Raw genomic sequence first — 18,489 nt, 5'->3', positions numbered from 1 at the left:
TAGTCATGAGATGAATTAGGGAAATAGTAAGCGTATAGAGAAGTTTGTACATAGAGATAGTAAACAATCTATCCAATATACCACTTGAATTGCTGGAAACCCCTAAAGCTTATGTGAACGACAACCTCTAATACGATTAATGTAGAATTTAGCTACAGGTTAAATTTTCTCTACTGTCATTGTTTTTTACCAAAACATTGGCTTTACAGTAAAGATATGTTATAATCATCTTAGAAAGCGAAGTGATATATATCATGTATTTAACTGTAAAACAGCAGGTAAAACATCTTTCAAAGGAAGATTATAAGAATATTAAAGAGCTTTCTCGTATAGCTAAAAATTTAGCTAATGAAGCAATCTATAATATTAGGCAATATTACTTCCAAGAAGGCGAATATCTAAATTATGAAAAGAATTATGTTCTTCTGAAAGATAGTCCTAATTACAAAAATTTAAATTCCAATATGGCTCAACAAATTTTGAAGGAAGTAGATGGTTCATTTAAGTCTTTTTTTGGACTACTTAAATTAGTGAAAAAAGGTAAATATTCTTTCAAAGATATAAAATTACCACATTATCTTCCAAAAGATGGATTTACTACACTTGTCATTGGTTTTGTTCGATTAAATAATAATCAATTAATAATTCCATATTCACGTCAATTTGGAAAAGAACATAAAAAAGTTATAATAACGATTCCGCCAATTCTTAAAGATAAGAAAATTAAGGAAATTCGTATTATACCAAAAGCAAAAGCTAGGTTCTTTGAAATTCAATACACTTACGAAGTGAAAGAAGAACAAAGAAAATTAAATAAAAACAAAGTACTAGCCATTGATTTTGGAATTAATAATTTAGCAACTTGTATTACTTCTACTGGTGAAAGTTTTATTGTTGATGGAAAGCGTTTAAAATCAATAAATCAATGGTATAATAAACAAAATGCACGACTTCAAAGTATTAAAGATTTACAGGGTTATGTAAAACGAAATACCAATCAACAAAAATCGAATACTCGCAATCGAAACAATAAAGTAAATGATTATATGGCTAAAACAGCTCGTATTATTATTAATTATTGTTTAAAAAATGATATTGGTATTTTAGTTTGTGGGTATAATGAAACTTTTCAATACAGAAGTAATATCGGGAAAGTTAATAATCAAACATTTGTACATATTCCTTTTGGTAAATTACGTGATAAATTAGAATATCTATGTAAACTATATGGAATTACTTTTTTAAAACAAGAAGAAAGTTATACTTCCAAAGCTAGCTTTTTTGATAAAGATATTATACCAGCTTATAATGACGATAATCCAAAGGAGTATGAGTTCTCTGGAAAAAGAATTAAAAGAGGATTGTATCAAACTAAAAAAGGAATGATTTTAAATGCTGATGTTAATGGTGCATTAAATATTTTGAGAAAAAGTAATGTTGTGTCCTTAGATGGACTATACAGTAGGGGCGAACTGGACACGCCTGTACGTATCAAAGTAGCTTAGGTTATTTTGAACGTAATCGAACTCTGCGATTTTAGTCGTGGGAGGTTCAGGGTATAATAATTTAGAACATAAGTTTTTATGAGAAATACATTTTGGTATTTCTTTTATTTTTAGGAGGAATTTTTTAAAATGATGATATTGGGGATTGACCCAGGTATAGCCATAGTTGGATATGGTATAATTGAATATAAAAATAGTAAATTTAAAGTAATAGATTATGGAGCAGTGACAACACCTGCGCATATGAATATCTCTAAGAGGTTAGAACTTGTATATAAAGGAATTGATACAATAGTAAAGAATTACAATATAGATGAAGTTGGAATGGAGGAACTATTCTTTAACAAGAATGTAAAGACTGCTATAACAGTAGCACAGGCTAGAGGGGTTACTATGCTTGCTTGTGCACATAATGGTAAACCAATATATGAATACACTCCGCTTCAAGTAAAACAAGGTGTAGTTGGATATGGTAGAGCAGACAAAGCACAAGTTCAACAGATGGTAACCTCATTTTTAAGTTTAAAAAAAGTTCCAAAGCCAGATGATGTTGCAGATGCTCTAGCTGTGGCTATTTGCCATGCTCATTCAAATAAACTTGAAAAAACTTTAAAGAATATAGGTGGGAAGTATGTATAGTTATATAAAAGGTACAGTAGAAGAAATTTATATAGACAGTATAGTTGTTGAAAACAATGATATAGGATATAAGATAAATGTGTCATCCAATACAATAATGAATTTGCAAATAGGGAATACTGCAAAAATATATACTAAACTAATAGTAAGAGAAGATGATATGAGTCTTTGCGGTTTTGCAAGCAGGGAAGAATTAAAGATGTTTGAATTGCTTACATCTGTATCAAAAATAGGACCTAAGGTGGGGCTTTCAATACTATCATTTGCATCACCAGCGCAACTAGGAGCTTATATTTTAAGCGAAGATGTTGGGAAACTATCTAAAGCTCCAGGCGTTGGTAAAAAGACAGCAGAGAGAATCGTTTTAGAACTTAAAGATAAAGTAGATAAAAATAATATAGACTTTGAACCAACATTATTATCACAAAAACCTACTTTCATATCTCAAGATGAATCTATAGATGCACTTGTAGCTTTGGGGTATACCTTAGCAGAATCAAAAGAGGCAGTTCAAAAATGTAAAAAAGATGGTATGAATACAGAAGACATTATAAAAAAAGCACTTACATATATAATGAGTAAATCTATGAAGTAGCATTTAATTTGTGAATGTAAAATAATATTTAAAATAAAGTAGATTTGCAAAATTACGGAAGGAGGGGTATAAATGCAAGATTTTGAAGATGAAAATAGGATAATAACTTCTACTATGAAGGTGGAAGATATAGATATAGAAAATAGTTTAAGACCAAAAACACTAGAAGATTATTTGGGTCAAGAAAAATCCAAAGAGCAACTTAGTATATTTATAGAGGCAGCAAAATCAAGAAATGAGCAGTTAGACCATGTACTTTTATATGGACCACCAGGGCTTGGAAAAACTACACTAGCAAGTATAATAGCTAATGAGATGGGAGTAAATTTGAGGATTACATCAGGACCTGCAATAGAGAGAGCTGGAGACTTAGCAGCTATACTTACAAATTTGAATGAAAATGATGTTTTATTTATAGATGAGATACATAGAATCAATAGGAGTGTTGAAGAAGTATTGTATCCAGCAATGGAAGATTTTTGTTTAGATATAATAATAGGAAAAGGACCATCTGCGAGAAGTATAAGGCTTGACCTTCCTAAGTTTACACTTATTGGAGCTACTACAAGAGCTGGTATGCTTACAAATCCACTTAGAGATAGATTTGGTGTTATTTGTAAATTAGATTATTATACAGTTGATGAACTTTCAAAAATAGTGCTTAGGTCATCAAATATTTTAGATGCAGAAATACAATCTCAAGGAGCTTTAGAGCTTGCAAAACGCTCAAGAGGAACTCCAAGAATAGCAAATAGATTGCTAAAAAGAGTTAGAGATTTTGCACAGGTTAGGGCTGATGGAAGGATAACTGATGAAGTTGCAAAGGATGCTCTTGAACTTTTAGGAGTTGATAATTTAGGTCTTGATTTTGTGGATGAAAAGCTTCTTATAACTATAATAGAAAAATTTAGGGGTGGTCCTGTAGGTCTTGATACGTTAGCAGCTTCAATTGGTGAAGATAGGAATACAATAGAAGATGTGTATGAGCCGTATTTACTTCAACTAGGGTTTATAAATAGAGGGCCTAGAGGTAGAGTAGCCATGCCATTAGCCTATGAACATCTAAAAATACCTTATCCTAGCGATAGATAAGAATAGAAGAAAGAGGTATCAATTAAAAAAATAATCATTAAATTAAAATATTTCTAAAATGGGCAAAAATTCAAACATATCCACAAAATGGTAATTATATCTGTAGATACTGTGGATAAATACAAGGAAAAATGTGTGTACTGTATCTATATATTGTGGATAAGACGTGTATAACGTGGAAAAATATCTATATATTGTGGATATGCTGTATGTTAAAAATAGGGATTTATTGATAGATTATGGTAATATTGTAGAAAATAAGTTGTTTTTTTGATATTATTGTAGCTAGAGAAATTTTAAGAGAGGAAGTTTGACATTGAAAACAAGTGATTTTAAATTTGATTTACCACAGGAACTTATAGCTCAAGTTCCTATAGAAGATAGAGCTAGTTCAAGATTGATGGTATTAGATAAAGAAACAGGAGAAATTGAGCATAAAGTATTTAGAGATATAATAGAATATTTAAATCCGGGAGATTGTTTAGTTTTAAATAATACTAGAGTTATACCTGCTAGATTAATAGGGGAAAAACTTGAGACTGGTGGAAAAATTGAATTTTTATTATTAAAAAGAACAGAGGAAGATACTTGGCAAGCTTTAGTAAAGCCAGGTAAAAGAGCAAAAGTGGGAACTAAGTTTTCCTTTGGAAATGGGAAATTAATTGGAGAAGTTGTAGATTTATCAGATGAAGGTTCAAGAATTATAAAGTTTCATTATGATGGAATTTTCGAAGAGATTTTAGATGAGCTTGGAAATATGCCACTTCCTCCATATATAACTGCTAGATTAGAGGAAAAAGAAAGATACCAAACTGTTTACTCAAAACATAATGGCTCAGCAGCGGCACCTACAGCAGGTCTACACTTTACAGAAGAATTATTAAATGAAATAAAAGAAAAAGGTGTAGATATAGCATTTATAACTTTACACGTTGGTTTAGGTACTTTTAGGCCAGTAAAAGTAGATGATGTTTTAAATCATAAGATGCATTCAGAATATTATATGGTTAGTCAAGAGGCAGCTGACAAAATAAATAGAGCAAAAAAAGATGGGAACAATGTAGTATGTGTTGGAACTACTAGTTGTAGGACTATAGAATCAGCTTGTGATGAAAATGGCAAGATGAAAGAAACTAGTGGATGGACAGATATATTTATATATCCAAGTTATAAATTTAAGGTTTTGGATAGACTTATAACTAATTTCCATTTACCAGAGTCTACCTTAATCATGTTAGTAAGTGCTATCTGTGGAAAAGAAAATGTTTTAAATGCATATAATGAGGCAGTAAAAGAAAGATATAGATTCTTCAGTTTTGGAGATGCTATGATTATAAAGTAGGGAGGGAATAGATGCATAGCTTACAAAAACAAAAAAAGAATAACCCTATATTAAAGATTGCTTTTATATTTGAACGTGTATTAGCAGTAGTAGTTTTAATAGCAGTATTTTTAGGTACAATAGATGTATTAAGACTTATGTGGGGAGCATATATAGTTGATTTTCAAAACCCAGTACAATACAGTCAGCTTAATGATTTCTTAGCACAAATATTACTTTTGGTGATAGGTGTTGAGCTTGTAGTAATGCTATCACTTCACATACCAGGAGCATTTATTGAGGCACTACTATATGCTATAGCTAGAAAAATGTTATTGCTTCCTAAAAATGAAGGAATGATAGATGTTTTAATTGGAGTTATAGCCATTGCAGGACTATTTGCTATAAAAAAGTTTTTAGTAACAAAAGACAAGAGTGCTCTTAATATAACGAGTATTCATGATGAAGAAGCAATCAAAGAACAACAAAGTAAAGAGGATAAAGATAAATCTATTTAGAAAATATATTAGATATTTAGATTAGTAAAAATATATGTTATGGAATAACTAGAAATAAAAATTATTAAGGAGATATTTATGTACGCAGTAAGATACGAACTGATAAAAACTTGTAAACAAAGTGGTGCAAGGCTTGGAAGATTACACACGCCACATGGGATTATAGAAACACCAATATTTATGCCTGTTGGGACTCAAGCAACAGTAAAGTCTATGACACCAGAAGAATTAAAAGAGATTGGCTCACAAATAATACTTAGTAACACTTATCATCTATATATGAGACCAGGACATGAACTTATAAAAAAAGCTGGTGGACTTCATGAGTTTATGAACTGGGATAAGCCAATACTTACAGATAGTGGAGGATTTCAAGTATTTAGCTTAGGGCCTTTGAGAAAGATAAAAGAAGAAGGTGTAGAATTTAGGTCACACCTAGACGGTTCAAAACATTTTTTAACTCCAGAAAAAGCTATGGAAATACAAAATGCGTTAGGTTCAGACATAATGATGGCATTTGATGAGTGTGCGCCATACCCAGCAGATAGAGAGTATGTAAAGAATTCATTAGAAAGAACAACAAGATGGTTAAAAAGATGTAAAGATGCCCATAATAATACAGACAAGCAAGCTTTATTTGGTATAATACAAGGTGGAATGTATAAAGATTTAAGAGAGCAATCAGCGAAAGAAATAACAAGCATTGATTTACCTGGATATGCGATTGGTGGACTTAGTGTTGGAGAACCAAAGCCACTTATGTACGATGTACTAGAACACACAACTCCATTTATGCCAAAGGACAAACCAAGATACTTAATGGGAGTTGGTAGTCCAGATGATTTAGTGGAAGGTGTTATAAGAGGAGTAGATATGTTTGACTGTGTTTTACCTACTCGTATAGCTAGAAATGGAACTGCAATGACTAGTCAAGGTAAAGTAGTAGTTAGAAATGCAACTTATGCTGAAGACTTTACTCCACTTGACCCTGAATGTGATTGTTATGCTTGTAAAAATTATTCAAGAGCCTATATAAGACATCTTGTAAAAGCAAATGAAATACTGGGTGCAAGATTGATAACTACTCATAATCTTCACTTTTTACTAAATTTAATGAAACAAATAAGACAAGCAATAATGGAAGATAGATTACTTGATTTTAGAAATGAATTTTTTGCAAAATATGGATATGAAATATAGGTTTTGCACTATTAATTATAATCATTTTAATATATAATATTCAATAGTACTCAAAGCTAAAGAAAGTAAATTGTTGTATAAACATTTATTACGATTTGCAAAAGAGTATAATTTACAAAGGAGTGAAAAATTAATGCCACAGCAACAAATAATGATGAGTATAGGTCTATGGGTAGTAGTAATTGCAATCTTTTATTTCCTAATGATTAGACCTCAAAAGAAAAAAGACAAACAATTGAAAGAAATGAGAAGTAGCCTAGGTGTAGGAGACAAAGTCATTACAATAGGTGGAATAGTAGCTAATGTAGCTAAAGTTGAAGATGATGTTGTAATATTAGAATTAGGACCAAACAGAACTAAAGTTCCATTTGAAAAATGGGCTATAGGGACAGTTCAATCTAGAAAAGAAGAAATAGAAGAACAGTAAAATAGTAATTTAAAAGCCTTTTCTCGAATATATATTAATTTGAGAGGAGGTTTTTTTATGGGAAAATCTAATTATATTTTTAAAGGTTTGGGATATGCATATATAATAACTTTGGCTGTTTTATTAGTGTATAACTTATTTTTGACATTTACAGATATTGGTGGAGATAATATAACTATGGTTGCATCATTTATAACTACTATTTCTGCAGCTATAGGCGGTTTTTACACTTCAAAACACATGCAAGAAAAGGGACTTATGTATGGACTTTTAGTTGGACTTTTGTACATAGTGTGTATTTTTTTGACTGTGTTTTTAGCACAAGAGAGCTTCATATTTGAAGTAGGAATGATTTATAAGTTATTGCTTATATCAGCAGCAGGAGGTATTGGAGGCGTATTAGGTGTCAATTTTAAATAGAGTTTATATTAAAGTGGTTTTGTGATATAATCAATAGGAAACAATTAGAAATGGAGGCGTTGAAAATGGAAAATAAACATGTAAAAACTTTATCTCAAGCTACTTTAAAGCAAAGTGCTGCAAAAGGTGGATGTGGAGAGTGTCAAACTTCTTGTCAATCAGCTTGTAAAACTTCTTGTACAGTTGCAAATCAAGAGTGTGAAAGATAGAAAATTATTGATTTAGTTGTTTGTAAGAGGGTATCTCAAAATGGTTCTTTTATCATTAATGAGGTATCCTTTTTTATTTTTTGTCTCCATATAAAATGTTTAATATGTTTATAAAAAATAAGGTTTGACTTGTTAGTGTTTAATTTTTTATATATTCAAAATCTAACTTTTTATTCTTATATTTCTAATATATGCATTAGTAAATTATGTAAACTTATAAAATGTATTGATAAATAATATTATATATAATATTATCTATATGTGGGAAATACGAATATAAAAAATTAAATACAATATTCGGAGGACATAAATATGTTAAGTAACAAAAAGAGAAGTATGGCAATAGTAATGGCAGGAGCTACAGTTATGAGTGCAGCAGCACCAATATTCGCAGACAACACTGTGTCAGAAAATGTTGATAAAAATTACACAGTAAGTGCAAAAGATTCTACTAAACTAATCGAAGAGGTTAGAAAAGCATTAGAGATTAAGTTTGAAGAGACAAAAGCAGGAGCAAATGTAAATGATAGAGTTTATGATATAAAAGTAGATAATGTAAACTTAACTAATGCAACTCAATTACAAAACAAGATAAACTCATTAGTAGAAGGACAAAGTTTAAAAGTTACTATACAAGATAAAGGCCATCAAACTATAGGTGGAAAAGTAGTTGACTATAAAATTGAAAACTACAAAACAGCTCAAGAAATAGTAGATGCAGTTAATGCTTTCAATGCAACTTTAGCAGAAGATTCTGATAGCAAGTTAACAGCAACTATAAAGTCTACTAGTACAGTTGAAGTAAAAAGAGCAAAAGATTCAAAAAATACAATAACAGTAAATGTAGGAGACCAACATTTAGACTTTGCAAAACCAGTAACATCAGAAGAAGGTACTTTTGAAGGCTATGAAAAGCGTTACAGCGATATAGAATCAAAAGAATTACATACAATAACAGTTAAAAATGCAGATTTACAAGACATATCAGCAGAAGATTTATTTGATGGAGTTAGATTAACTACATTAGGTAGAGAAATAGTTAATAAAGTTAAAAATGGATATACTTTAACATTTGAGAATGAAGCAATACTTACTCAAGAACAAGAAAATAGTGATGACAAAGATAAGCCAGAAAAGTCAAGCTTTGATATGGTTTTAAGTAAGACAAATGAAAAGCCAGAAACAATAAGTGTATCAAGTAAAAACCATAAATTAGTTAGAGATTTACACAAAGTACTAACTGATGTAAAAGACGGAAAAGAATTAAAAGTAGAAGTTTTATCTGGAGATTCAAGATTTACAACAGCAGTAGAAGTTAGTAAGGAAAGATTCAAAGATGGAGAAGCAGATTCAATAATTTTAGTTGGAGAAGATGCTATAGTGGATGGATTAGCATCAGCACCACTTGCATCTCAAAAAAATGCACCAATATTATTATCTAAAAAAGATTCATTACCATCAGAAATAGAAGCTGAGATATTAAGAGTACTTGGAAGTAACTTATCTTCTAAGAAAATATATATAGTAGGTGGAGAATCTAAAATATCAAAAGAAACTGAAGAAAAACTTTCTAAATTGGGTGTAAGTAAAGTTGAGAGAGTTTCTGGAGATGATAGATTTGAAACTTCTTTAGAAATAGCAAAACAATTAAAAGATACATTTAAAACTGCATTTGTAGTAGGTGGAAATGGAGAAGCAGATGCTATGAGTATATCTGCTAGAGCTGCTCAATTTGGAGCTCCAATAATAGTTACAGGTAACGAGTTAGATGCAAGTGCTGAAAAATTATTAAAAGGAAAAGAATTAGAAATTGTTGGTGGAGAGAATTCTGTATCAAAAGAAGTTGAAGATAAATTAGTGGAAATAGATTTAAACAACAAAGTTGAAAGACTAGCTGGAGAAAACAGAAAAGATACTAATGCTAAAGTAATCAACAAGTACTATGCAGGAGCAACTAAAGCATATGTTGCAAAAGACGGTTATGTAGGTGGAAATGGACAATTAGTTGATGCACTTACAGCAGCACCACTTGCAGCTAGTTCAAAAGCACCAATAGTATTAACTACAGAAGAACTTTCTAAGTCACAGGAAGAAGTAGTTGAGTTAAGACTTAAAAATGCTACTAAGTTAGTACAAATAGGTGAAGGAATAGCTAAAAATGCTATTGAGAAAATAGCAGAAAAAATAAACTTATTTAAATAAGAACTAATAGTATATAAAAATTGATATTATAAGTTTGTTTAGATAATATAGAATGTCTATAATGTACATTTATACAAGATGCTTAGATAAGATATGATGTCTACAATATAAAATATATACAAATAATGAAATAAAAAGAATAACAGTAAAGAATAACAATAAGGTATCTCATTTAGATTTAATTTGAGATACCTTGTTTTTTTATTTTTTGATTATAATACTGTAAAATTCATATTATAAAAAAATTATTATAAATGATATTGTTTATAATGATTAAACATCTTATTAACATATATTATTTTGAATTTATTACTTAATTAAATAAAATAAGTTATAATGTTTTGAATTTACGGAGAATAAAGACTTTAATTATAGTATTTGAGTTATATGGATAACTATGGTATTATATATAAAATATGGTAACAAAACTGTAACTTTTTATTGAGAATGGATAAAATTATTGATAAAAAATACGAAAAATATATTGGGGGTAAATAATAATATGAAGAATAGTAAAAAGATATTAGCTATAGGACTTACACTATCTTTAGTAATGGTAAATACTCCTATAGTAAATGCGTTGACATCCGTTGAACAAATAAAAGGTAATGACAGGTATGAAACAGCAGCAAAAATAGCAGATAAACAAAGCTATAATACAGCAATACTAATTAATTCAGATAATAGCTTGGCAGATGGTCTTAGTGCAAGTGGTTTAGCTGGAGCTTTAAATGCGCCTATTTTAATGACAAAACAAAATCAAATTCCAAGTACTACTATGGAAAGACTGAACAAAGCAAATACTGTGTATATAATAGGTTCAGAATCGACAATAAGTAAAAATATTGAAAATCAATTACTTTCTAAAAAGAAGGTTGTACAAAGAATATTTGGTGAAAATAGATTTGATACGAGCGTAAAAATAGCTGAGCAAATTAAAGAAATCAAACCTATTGATAAAGTAATTATAGCTAATGGAGTCACAGGAGAAGCAGATGCAATAAGTGCATCACCAGTAGCTGCAAGAGATGGAGTACCTATAATACTTACAGATGGAAATAGTGTAGGATTTGATACTACAGGATTAAAGAGTTATGCACTTGGTACTAGTGAAATAATAAGTGATGAATTGGTCAAAAGTACAAATTCTGTTAGGTTAGGTGGAACAGATAGGTTTGACACCAACAAGAGAGTTATACAAGAGTTTTATAAAAACAGTAAAGAGTTTTACTTAAGCAAGGGTCTACAATTAACGGATGCATTAGTTGCTTCTACAATAGCAAAAAATGCTCCTGTAGTATTAGTAGAAAATGGTAGCAATAAGAGTATTTTAAGTGGAGCAGATAAACTTACAGTACTTGGAGGGATAAATCAGAATGTAATCAAACAGTGTATAAATCAAGCTTCTCCAAATCAACAAGGACTATATTATAATCTAAATGATAGAGCATTTAAGGACAGAATAAAGGGAAAAGTGTATGCTCATATAAGACAATATAGAAAAGAAAACGGAGTAAAAGAGTTATCTGTAGCAAGTAGATTAGAGGGATTAGCAAATGATTGGTCTAATTTAATGGCAAATAAGAAGACTTTATCTCACACAATAAATGGGAAAAACTCATACTCTACTTTTCTAAAGTACTTAGATTGGAGTGAGATTAAATCTGGATATGTTGCAGTTCAAGGTGAAAATATAATTAAATATAAAATTCCAGATAAACCCGTTTATACAAATAGAGATGCAGATGATATAGGAAATTTTATTTTCAATGAGTGGAAGACAAATCCTGAAGAAGGTACCAATATGCTACATAAAGGATATGAAATAATGGGATTTGGAATAGCCATAACGGGGGATAAGACTATATACGCAACACATGAGTTTTATGGAAGATATAAAGAATAAATATTTGTTATGATTTAGGTATCTTACAAAATGTAACTACACACAAAATGATAGCTGTGAGAAAATAATATATAAATAATAAAATTATAATGGAAAATAACATTTATATTAATACAATAATATAAATGTTATTTTTTTTAAAATTTAGTGAAAAAATTGTATCAAAAAGTTTAAATATGGTATAAAATGGGTAAGAAAGTAGTGAAAATTAAATGGCAAAATTAGGGAAACTTAATGACGCAAAACTATAGGGGTTAAAGCTTTTAAAGCCATATCAGCCAGTTGCTAAAAAGAGTAAAGTCTTTTTATTTTATAATTAAGATTCTCTTTGAGTGTCTTTTTTTATTGTCTGAAACTATAGTATTTAAATTCATGAGAAATTAGAAATTTATTGAGGGAGGATTGTTGTTTCATGAAAAAAGCAATATCTTGTGTACTAGCAGTATCAATGTGTAGTGCACCACTAAACGTTTTTGCAGAACCTATCTTAGAGGGGAAGTTAAGGGCAGTTGAAAAATCAGTTACAGAGAAGTTAAAGGGGAATCTTGAAGTAGATTTAAATTTTTCACTTCCAATAAAAAATAATGAATCAGAAAGTATAACTAATACACAATTGGAATTAAAAGATGATAGTAATAACAGTGGAATAATAAAGCTTGGAGAAAAAGATTCAGGAACATTAAATATTGGGGCAGATAACATAGAGTATACTATAAAAAAACTATCTGCAAGTAGAAGTGAAATAAAAAATAAAGATGAAAATATATCATATTATAATATTGTATTTAATAATTTACCTGTTGGAAAATACAATGTAGAAGTCTCTGGAGGAGGATTCAAGAGTAAGGAAATTAAGGACATTGATATATCAAGTTATTCACAAAGAGTTTTGTTAAGTAATAGAGCAAGTGTTGATGATAAAAATAAACCTCTAAACTATGAACTATTCTTGATGGGCGATGTGAATAATGATGGCAAAGTTGATAAGAAGGATTATGAGGATGTATTGAAAAATATAAACTCAAATAAAAGTGAATATGATTTAAATAGAGATGGAAAGGTAGATATTGCTGACTTAGACTATGTTCAGAAAAATTTAGGGCAAAGTGAAGATGAAAAAAGCCTAGAGAGTATAGTATCTACCAATCCTATAGTAGATACAAGTAAAGTAACATTAGAAAAAAACAGTGATACAAATATTCAAGGTACTGTAGAGGATTTATTCAGTGGAGATAATAGTGGAGTTAAAATATCTCCAGCAAATGCAGATGATAAGATATCAGAAGAAAAACCAGCAGTAATGGATATAGCTTTATTAGAAGCACTTGATATGGAAGTCATAAATATAAAAGCACCTGAAGGGAATGCTCCAGCAAAAGGAATAGTTGAAGTTACAGATAAAGATGGTAATGTTCAACAGGTTCCTTATGAAAATAAAGAATATGTAGAAACTTTAAAAGAAGAGCAGAAGCAAGAGGAAGTAAATAATGAGCAAGAAGAAACAAATAATAAAGATGAAAATATAGAGCAGTCTGACAATAATTTAGACAATAATCAAGAAGAAAAAAATGATAAAGAAGATTCAAATACAACTGATAAAGAAAACAACGATAAAGAAAATTCATCAACAGATAAGTCTGATTCAGACAAAGATACATCAAAACAAGAAGACAATATCAGCAAAGATGATAATTCTACAACATCTACATATGGTAGGTCAGCAGTAGAAACATATGCAGAAGTTCAAAATAGTGATATAGTAATAAATCTTGGTAAACAAGTAGCAGTAAAAAAGATAACAATAAAAATAACAGCTACGACAGCAAATGATAGAAATCTTGCAGAAATATCTAAAGTTGAATTTTTAAATAATGTTTATAAAGAAATACCAAAACCAGATATGAATATACCTAAAATCAATAAAATATCGACTAGTACTGCTGTTGGAAACGAAAAAGTATCTTTTTATTGGAATAATGAAGTAAATGTATCTGCATATGAACTTATATTAGATACAATTGACAGTAAAGGAAAAGTACTATCGACTAAAAAATTACAAACGAGTAAAAACACTATAGATGTAAGAGATATACAAGCATATGGATTATATAGAGTGAGCATACAGTCTTTAAATGGAGATTGGGCTAGTGGATATAAAGAGGCAACAGCAGAAAACTTAGATGGAGTCCCAGAAAATGTAGACTCAAACTATAAGCCTATACAATTTAGTCCAGACAGTATAATAGAATTTCAAGTTGTTCCAGATACAAAACCAGAACCACCAGAAGGTATAAATGTCAAAGGTAGATTTAAGGCTCTTGATGTAAGCTGGAAAAATCATAAGCAAGCTAAAGACTTTGATTTATATTATAGAGAAAAAAGTTCTAATGGTTCTTGGATAAAATATAATGACAAACTTATTCGTGGAACAAGTTTAAAAATAGAGGGGCTTAAGGATAATACAACATATGAAGTTAGAATGACAGCTACGAACCATTTAGGTACGAGTGGAATGTCTAAAACATATATAGGAACAACTGAGAGTGTTGATGCTCCAACAACACCTAACTATAGACTAATTAATACTCCTAAGTTAGATGCAGGTTTTGGGATACCAACAAATCATATAGTAGATGTTACTTATCCAGCTGGATATGATAAAAGTGAATATAGTGACAAAAATCCATTTAATAAATTTAATATAGTAGATGGAGATTTTACAACACATTGGACATTCCCAAAATATAATGCTGCTGAGGGAACGAATAGAGGTCCAATCATAACTTTTGATAAAGCTTATACGATGGATACTTTTATGGCTACCCCTCGTTTTGATGTTTCTGATAAGACAATCAATGACTTTGAAATAAAATACTGGGATGAAAATGGTCAAGTACATAATTTAGGAGATGTACCCTTTGAAACAAAAACAGACCCTGTAAATAATAATATATATGTAATGGTAAGATTAAAGGAACCAATAAATGCTACTAAGATACAAGTAAGTGTTTGTTCTTCTTATTCATATAAGTCTAATATATCAGAACTTAAATTCTATGAATATGACAGTATAGAAAAAGATGTAAGAAATCTATTTGTAGATGACTTACAAGTTGAATTAAAAGAAGATGTAACTCAAGAAAAAATAACAGAATTAAAAGATAGAATTAGTACTCCTGATAAAGTGAGTGGGGAATATCATCCATACAAGACAATTATTGATAGAGAATTAAAATTAGCTCAAGACTTATATAATGATAGAGCTACACTTGCTGATGTAACAACTGTAAATCAAGATATAAATGTTTCAGGAAAGTATAAAGATAAGAGTGGAAACTATACTGTTAAGTCCAATAATTTAGGTATGGGAAATGACTGGCAAGCATTGGGTGTAGCTGCTAGAGCTGGAGATGAAATCACAGTATATGTTGGAAGTAAAAGTGGTAGAACTCCTAAGTTAATATATACACAATACTATGGAGAGTCGGGTGCATATAAGAGTGGAGAAATAAATCTTAACACTGGTAAAAATGTAATTCAGTTAAGTAAGCTTCATAGTCTAGATGTAGAATGTGGAGGAAGCTTGTATATAAGATACCCTTATGATGCTCCAAGTGGTGGAGATATAAAAGTACGTGTAGCAGGAGCTACTAAGATACCACATCTTAACTTAAATGGAATGATAAATGATAAGAGCCCTGAAGGAGTTTCTGCATCTAAGAAAAAGATAAGAACCTATATAGAAGAATTAGCTAAATATAAGAATGATATAAAGGGAGAGCCATATTATCCAGGAACGAATATTGGCAATTCATATGGATATTCAGAAACAACAGGTGTATTAAACACTACAGATATTGAAAGTGATAAAGTTACGTTAAATGTTCCTGCAACAGCTGTATACCAAGGAATATCAAGTGGAAATTCTGATTTAAATACACAAGTAGATAGATTATACAATAGTATGCTTGCATGGGAACAAATAATGGACTTAATATACTCAGAAAGAGGAGTATTTAAGACACAAGATTTAGATGGAAATGGAACTGTAGATGATAATGAATTTGACATAACTAAAAATGATATGGCTCCTAAATCTCGTATGAATATAAAATATCAAAGAATGTTTATTGGAGCATTTATGTATGCTTCTGGTTTACATGTAGGAGTAGAATACGGTTCAGTTCCAGGACTTATGAATGGAGTACCTTTCCAAATAGATGCTACTGGAAAAGCTACAGGAGGAAGTTTGTTTGGATGGGGAATAGGTCATGAGATAGGACATGTTACAGACATTGGGAAGATGACATATAGCGAAACTAGTAACAATGTACTTGCTTTACTTGCTCAAACATTTGATGATAAGACACATTCAAGACTTGAAGGTTCAACAATGGACAAGATATATGAACATGTAACTTCAAACAGTGTAGGTATACCAAGTAATGTATTTGAGAGACTTGGAATGTTGTGGCAACTACATTTAGCTTATGATAATGATTTTACTGGTTCAATGCTAAAGAATAACTCAGATGCTGATTTAAGCAATGACACATTCTATGCTAAGATTTCAAGAAAATATAGAGCACTTTCAAGTGATGACCCAATAAATAATTTACCAAAAGACCAAATGTTAGTAGCAATGGCATCAAGTGTTGTTGAAAAAGATTTAAGAGATTACTTTAAAGCATGGGGAGTAGAAATTACACCAGAGTTAAACAGCATAATGGATGGTAAAAAGTACGAAAAAGAGTCTAGAAAGATACAATATATAAATGATGAAGCTAGAAGAAAGATTTTAAATGAAAATATATCTAGTATGGCAGAAGATACTAAAGTAAGTGCTGGTTTTGTTGATGGAGTACAAAGTGGTTCTCTAGTTAAATCTAATAAAATATCTATAGACCTAGATGTTGACAAAGACAAAGACAAGATATTGGGATACGAGATAATAAGAAGTGATGGAAACTACTTAGATGGTGAAAATGGAACTCAAGTAAAATATAGAACAGTAGGGTTTGTAGATGCAAAAGGAAATAGTCAAGCTAAATTTACTGATAATATATCTCCTCTTAATAATAGAGCATTTACATATAAAGTAGTTGCATACGATTATCATCTAAATCCAACAGATGAGTTTGAAATTGGTACTGTAAAATTATCAGATGAAGGAAAAATAAACAAATCAGCATGGTCATTTATAACAAACACTGTTTCTGATGGTGATGTTAGAACTGAAAATGACTCACATGGACCACTACAAAATCCAGAGATTGATAACATCAAGGATAATGATGCAAGTACTACATATAAAGGAAAAAGAATAAGTAAAGCTGAGTGGAACAAAGACCCTCAAAAAGACCCAGATATAAATGTAGAAGAAAATCCATATATAATAGTAGATATGAAGGAAACATTACCTATAGTAGGGCTAAAATATACAAAGCCAAAAACTGAAGCTAGAAAGTTCTCATTAAAAGGATTATTCAACCTTAGAAAGGATACTAGTACAACATACAATCCTTTAACTAATTACAAAATACAAGTAAGTAATGATAAAAAGAATTGGGAAGATGTTAGCCAAGGAACTTTTGAATACGGACAAGACTTAGTTGGTGGAGGAAAAGACCAAGATAATGAAGCTAGAGTTACATTTAATAAAGATGGTAAGCTTTGGACATACCAAGCTAGATATGTAAAACTAATATCAAACAATAAGTCTAATATAGAGGTTGCAGAGCTTGATGTAATAGGACCTCCAGGTGACAATATAGAGATTGGAACAGTAAATAGTGTAGACCAAACTCGCACTAACGGAATTGGAAAATTAACAGAAGACTATGTATATCAAAAGGATGATACTAATACGAGTGAAGATGAAACAGCTAAGATTCCAGCAGGTTCAATAGTAATTACAGGTGAATACAGTGGAAATCCAGCATTTAATTTACCATTACTTATAGATAAAAATAATAAAACTATCTCTGGGGAAGCACTTTTATTTGCAGAGGTACCAGAAAAAGGTGAATTAGGTGAAATAAGCAAAGGTACATGGGTTTACTATATGGCAAAAGAAAGCTTTGATTCTTTAAGTGATAAAGTTAAGGCAGAATTATATAGATATAATGACCTTCAAGGAGATACTCCAATAGGTCAAAGATTTGTAAGTGATACAATGTATGTTCCTGTGGAAGCTAAAACTTATGATGAGTTAAAGACGATAAGTCTTACTGATAGTAATAGTAAAGCGAGAAAAGCTACAAAGAATACTATTGATGTTAGCAATAAGAAGGTTATATCTATAAATAATAAAGTAAAAGGTAATATTGTCAGAGATAAATAAGTAATAGAAATCTAAAAAAAACTAAACATGCTAGTGCCAATAGTGGATATTTAGTAGGATTAGGTACTAGAAAAGTTTTAAAAGAGTAAGATGTTAAAAGTAAAGTATATAT

At 30.1% G+C, this 18,489-nt stretch carries 13 protein-coding genes and 1 riboswitch; all 13 genes read left to right on the top strand.

The features are described 5' to 3' along the window. Positions 1-254: 254 nt before the first annotated feature. The 13 genes from IC218_RS09710 to IC218_RS09650 all read left to right on the top strand — a co-directional run bounded on the left by IC218_RS09710 (position 255) and on the right by IC218_RS09650 (position 18,377). Positions 255-1,505, top strand: coding sequence for an RNA-guided endonuclease InsQ/TnpB family protein (locus tag IC218_RS09710; protein WP_227824310.1), 1,251 nt, complete (start codon positions 255-257; stop codon positions 1,503-1,505). A gap of 129 nt (positions 1,506-1,634) precedes the next feature. After that, positions 1,635-2,144, top strand: coding sequence for a crossover junction endodeoxyribonuclease RuvC (ruvC, locus tag IC218_RS09705; protein WP_227434427.1), 510 nt, complete (start codon positions 1,635-1,637; stop codon positions 2,142-2,144). After that, positions 2,137-2,739 (top strand): Holliday junction branch migration protein RuvA, encoded by a 603-nt coding sequence (gene ruvA / locus IC218_RS09700; protein WP_227824309.1) that lies wholly within the window; start codon positions 2,137-2,139, stop codon positions 2,737-2,739. Before ruvC ends, ruvA begins: the two co-directional genes overlap by 8 nt. A gap of 72 nt (positions 2,740-2,811) precedes the next feature. After that, positions 2,812-3,831, top strand: coding sequence for a Holliday junction branch migration DNA helicase RuvB (ruvB, locus tag IC218_RS09695; protein ID WP_227434429.1), 1,020 nt, complete (start codon positions 2,812-2,814; stop codon positions 3,829-3,831). A 316-nt stretch (positions 3,832-4,147) separates the two neighbouring features. Further along, positions 4,148-5,173 (top strand): tRNA preQ1(34) S-adenosylmethionine ribosyltransferase-isomerase QueA, encoded by a 1,026-nt coding sequence (gene queA, locus IC218_RS09690; protein WP_227434430.1) that lies wholly within the window; start codon positions 4,148-4,150, stop codon positions 5,171-5,173. A gap of 11 nt (positions 5,174-5,184) precedes the next feature. Next, complete coding sequence (locus IC218_RS09685; RefSeq protein ID WP_227482100.1) at positions 5,185-5,670, top strand: phosphate-starvation-inducible PsiE family protein; 486 nt, start codon at positions 5,185-5,187, stop codon at positions 5,668-5,670. A gap of 78 nt (positions 5,671-5,748) precedes the next feature. Continuing rightward, the gene (gene tgt, locus IC218_RS09680) at positions 5,749-6,870 is read left to right on the top strand and encodes a tRNA guanosine(34) transglycosylase Tgt (protein ID WP_227434432.1); all 1,122 of its coding nucleotides are present in this window, start codon (positions 5,749-5,751) and stop codon (positions 6,868-6,870) included. Positions 6,871-7,003: 133 nt separating this feature from the next. After that, entirely contained in the window at positions 7,004-7,297 is a 294-nt protein-coding gene (gene yajC, locus IC218_RS09675; RefSeq protein WP_227434433.1) for a preprotein translocase subunit YajC, read from the top strand. 57 nt (positions 7,298-7,354) lie between these two features. Further along, positions 7,355-7,717 carry a TIGR04086 family membrane protein gene (locus tag IC218_RS09670; RefSeq protein ID WP_227434434.1) on the top strand — a complete coding sequence of 121 codons (363 nt, stop codon included), beginning with the start codon at positions 7,355-7,357 and terminating at the stop codon, positions 7,715-7,717. A 65-nt stretch (positions 7,718-7,782) separates the two neighbouring features. Next, positions 7,783-7,926, top strand: a complete 144-nt coding sequence (scfA, locus tag IC218_RS09665) for a six-cysteine ranthipeptide SCIFF (protein WP_009891067.1) — start codon at positions 7,783-7,785, stop codon at positions 7,924-7,926. 312 nt (positions 7,927-8,238) lie between these two features. Beyond that, positions 8,239-10,128, top strand: a complete 1,890-nt coding sequence (locus IC218_RS09660; RefSeq protein WP_227824308.1) for a cell wall-binding protein Cwp8 — start codon at positions 8,239-8,241, stop codon at positions 10,126-10,128. A gap of 502 nt (positions 10,129-10,630) precedes the next feature. After that, positions 10,631-12,034: a cell wall-binding protein Cwp9 gene (locus IC218_RS09655; protein ID WP_227824307.1), complete on the top strand. Its 1,404-nt coding sequence runs from the start codon at positions 10,631-10,633 to the stop codon at positions 12,032-12,034. 204 nt (positions 12,035-12,238) lie between these two features. Further along, positions 12,239-12,324, top strand: a riboswitch (cyclic di-GMP riboswitch). Positions 12,325-12,446: 122 nt separating this feature from the next. After that, the gene (locus tag IC218_RS09650) at positions 12,447-18,377 is read left to right on the top strand and encodes a M60 family metallopeptidase (RefSeq protein ID WP_227824306.1); all 5,931 of its coding nucleotides are present in this window, start codon (positions 12,447-12,449) and stop codon (positions 18,375-18,377) included. Positions 18,378-18,489 lie beyond the last annotated feature (112 nt).

It is taken from the genome of Clostridioides sp. ES-S-0005-03, from assembly GCF_020658455.1.
Lineage (GTDB): Bacteria > Bacillota > Clostridia > Peptostreptococcales > Peptostreptococcaceae > Clostridioides.
Note: the sequence above shows the minus strand (reverse complement) of the source record. Positions and strands in the feature narration are given on the sequence as shown.

Excerpts from the sequence above, each read along its gene's own strand:
- IC218_RS09685 (WP_227482100.1), top strand. The coding sequence starts at position 5,185 with ATGCATAGCTTACAAAAACAAAAAAAGAATAACCCTATATTAAAGATT.
- IC218_RS09650 (WP_227824306.1), top strand. The coding sequence starts at position 12,447 with ATGAAAAAAGCAATATCTTGTGTACTAGCAGTATCAATGTGTAGTGCA.
- ruvA (WP_227824309.1), top strand. The coding sequence starts at position 2,137 with ATGTATAGTTATATAAAAGGTACAGTAGAAGAAATTTATATAGACAGT.
- IC218_RS09655 (WP_227824307.1), top strand. The coding sequence starts at position 10,631 with ATGAAGAATAGTAAAAAGATATTAGCTATAGGACTTACACTATCTTTA.
- ruvB (WP_227434429.1), top strand. The coding sequence starts at position 2,812 with ATGCAAGATTTTGAAGATGAAAATAGGATAATAACTTCTACTATGAAG.
- IC218_RS09670 (WP_227434434.1), top strand. The coding sequence starts at position 7,355 with ATGGGAAAATCTAATTATATTTTTAAAGGTTTGGGATATGCATATATA.
- ruvC (WP_227434427.1), top strand. The coding sequence starts at position 1,635 with ATGATGATATTGGGGATTGACCCAGGTATAGCCATAGTTGGATATGGT.
- scfA (WP_009891067.1), top strand. The coding sequence starts at position 7,783 with ATGGAAAATAAACATGTAAAAACTTTATCTCAAGCTACTTTAAAGCAA.
- yajC (WP_227434433.1), top strand. The coding sequence starts at position 7,004 with ATGCCACAGCAACAAATAATGATGAGTATAGGTCTATGGGTAGTAGTA.
- IC218_RS09660 (WP_227824308.1), top strand. The coding sequence starts at position 8,239 with ATGTTAAGTAACAAAAAGAGAAGTATGGCAATAGTAATGGCAGGAGCT.
- tgt (WP_227434432.1), top strand. The coding sequence starts at position 5,749 with ATGTACGCAGTAAGATACGAACTGATAAAAACTTGTAAACAAAGTGGT.
- IC218_RS09710 (WP_227824310.1), top strand. The coding sequence starts at position 255 with ATGTATTTAACTGTAAAACAGCAGGTAAAACATCTTTCAAAGGAAGAT.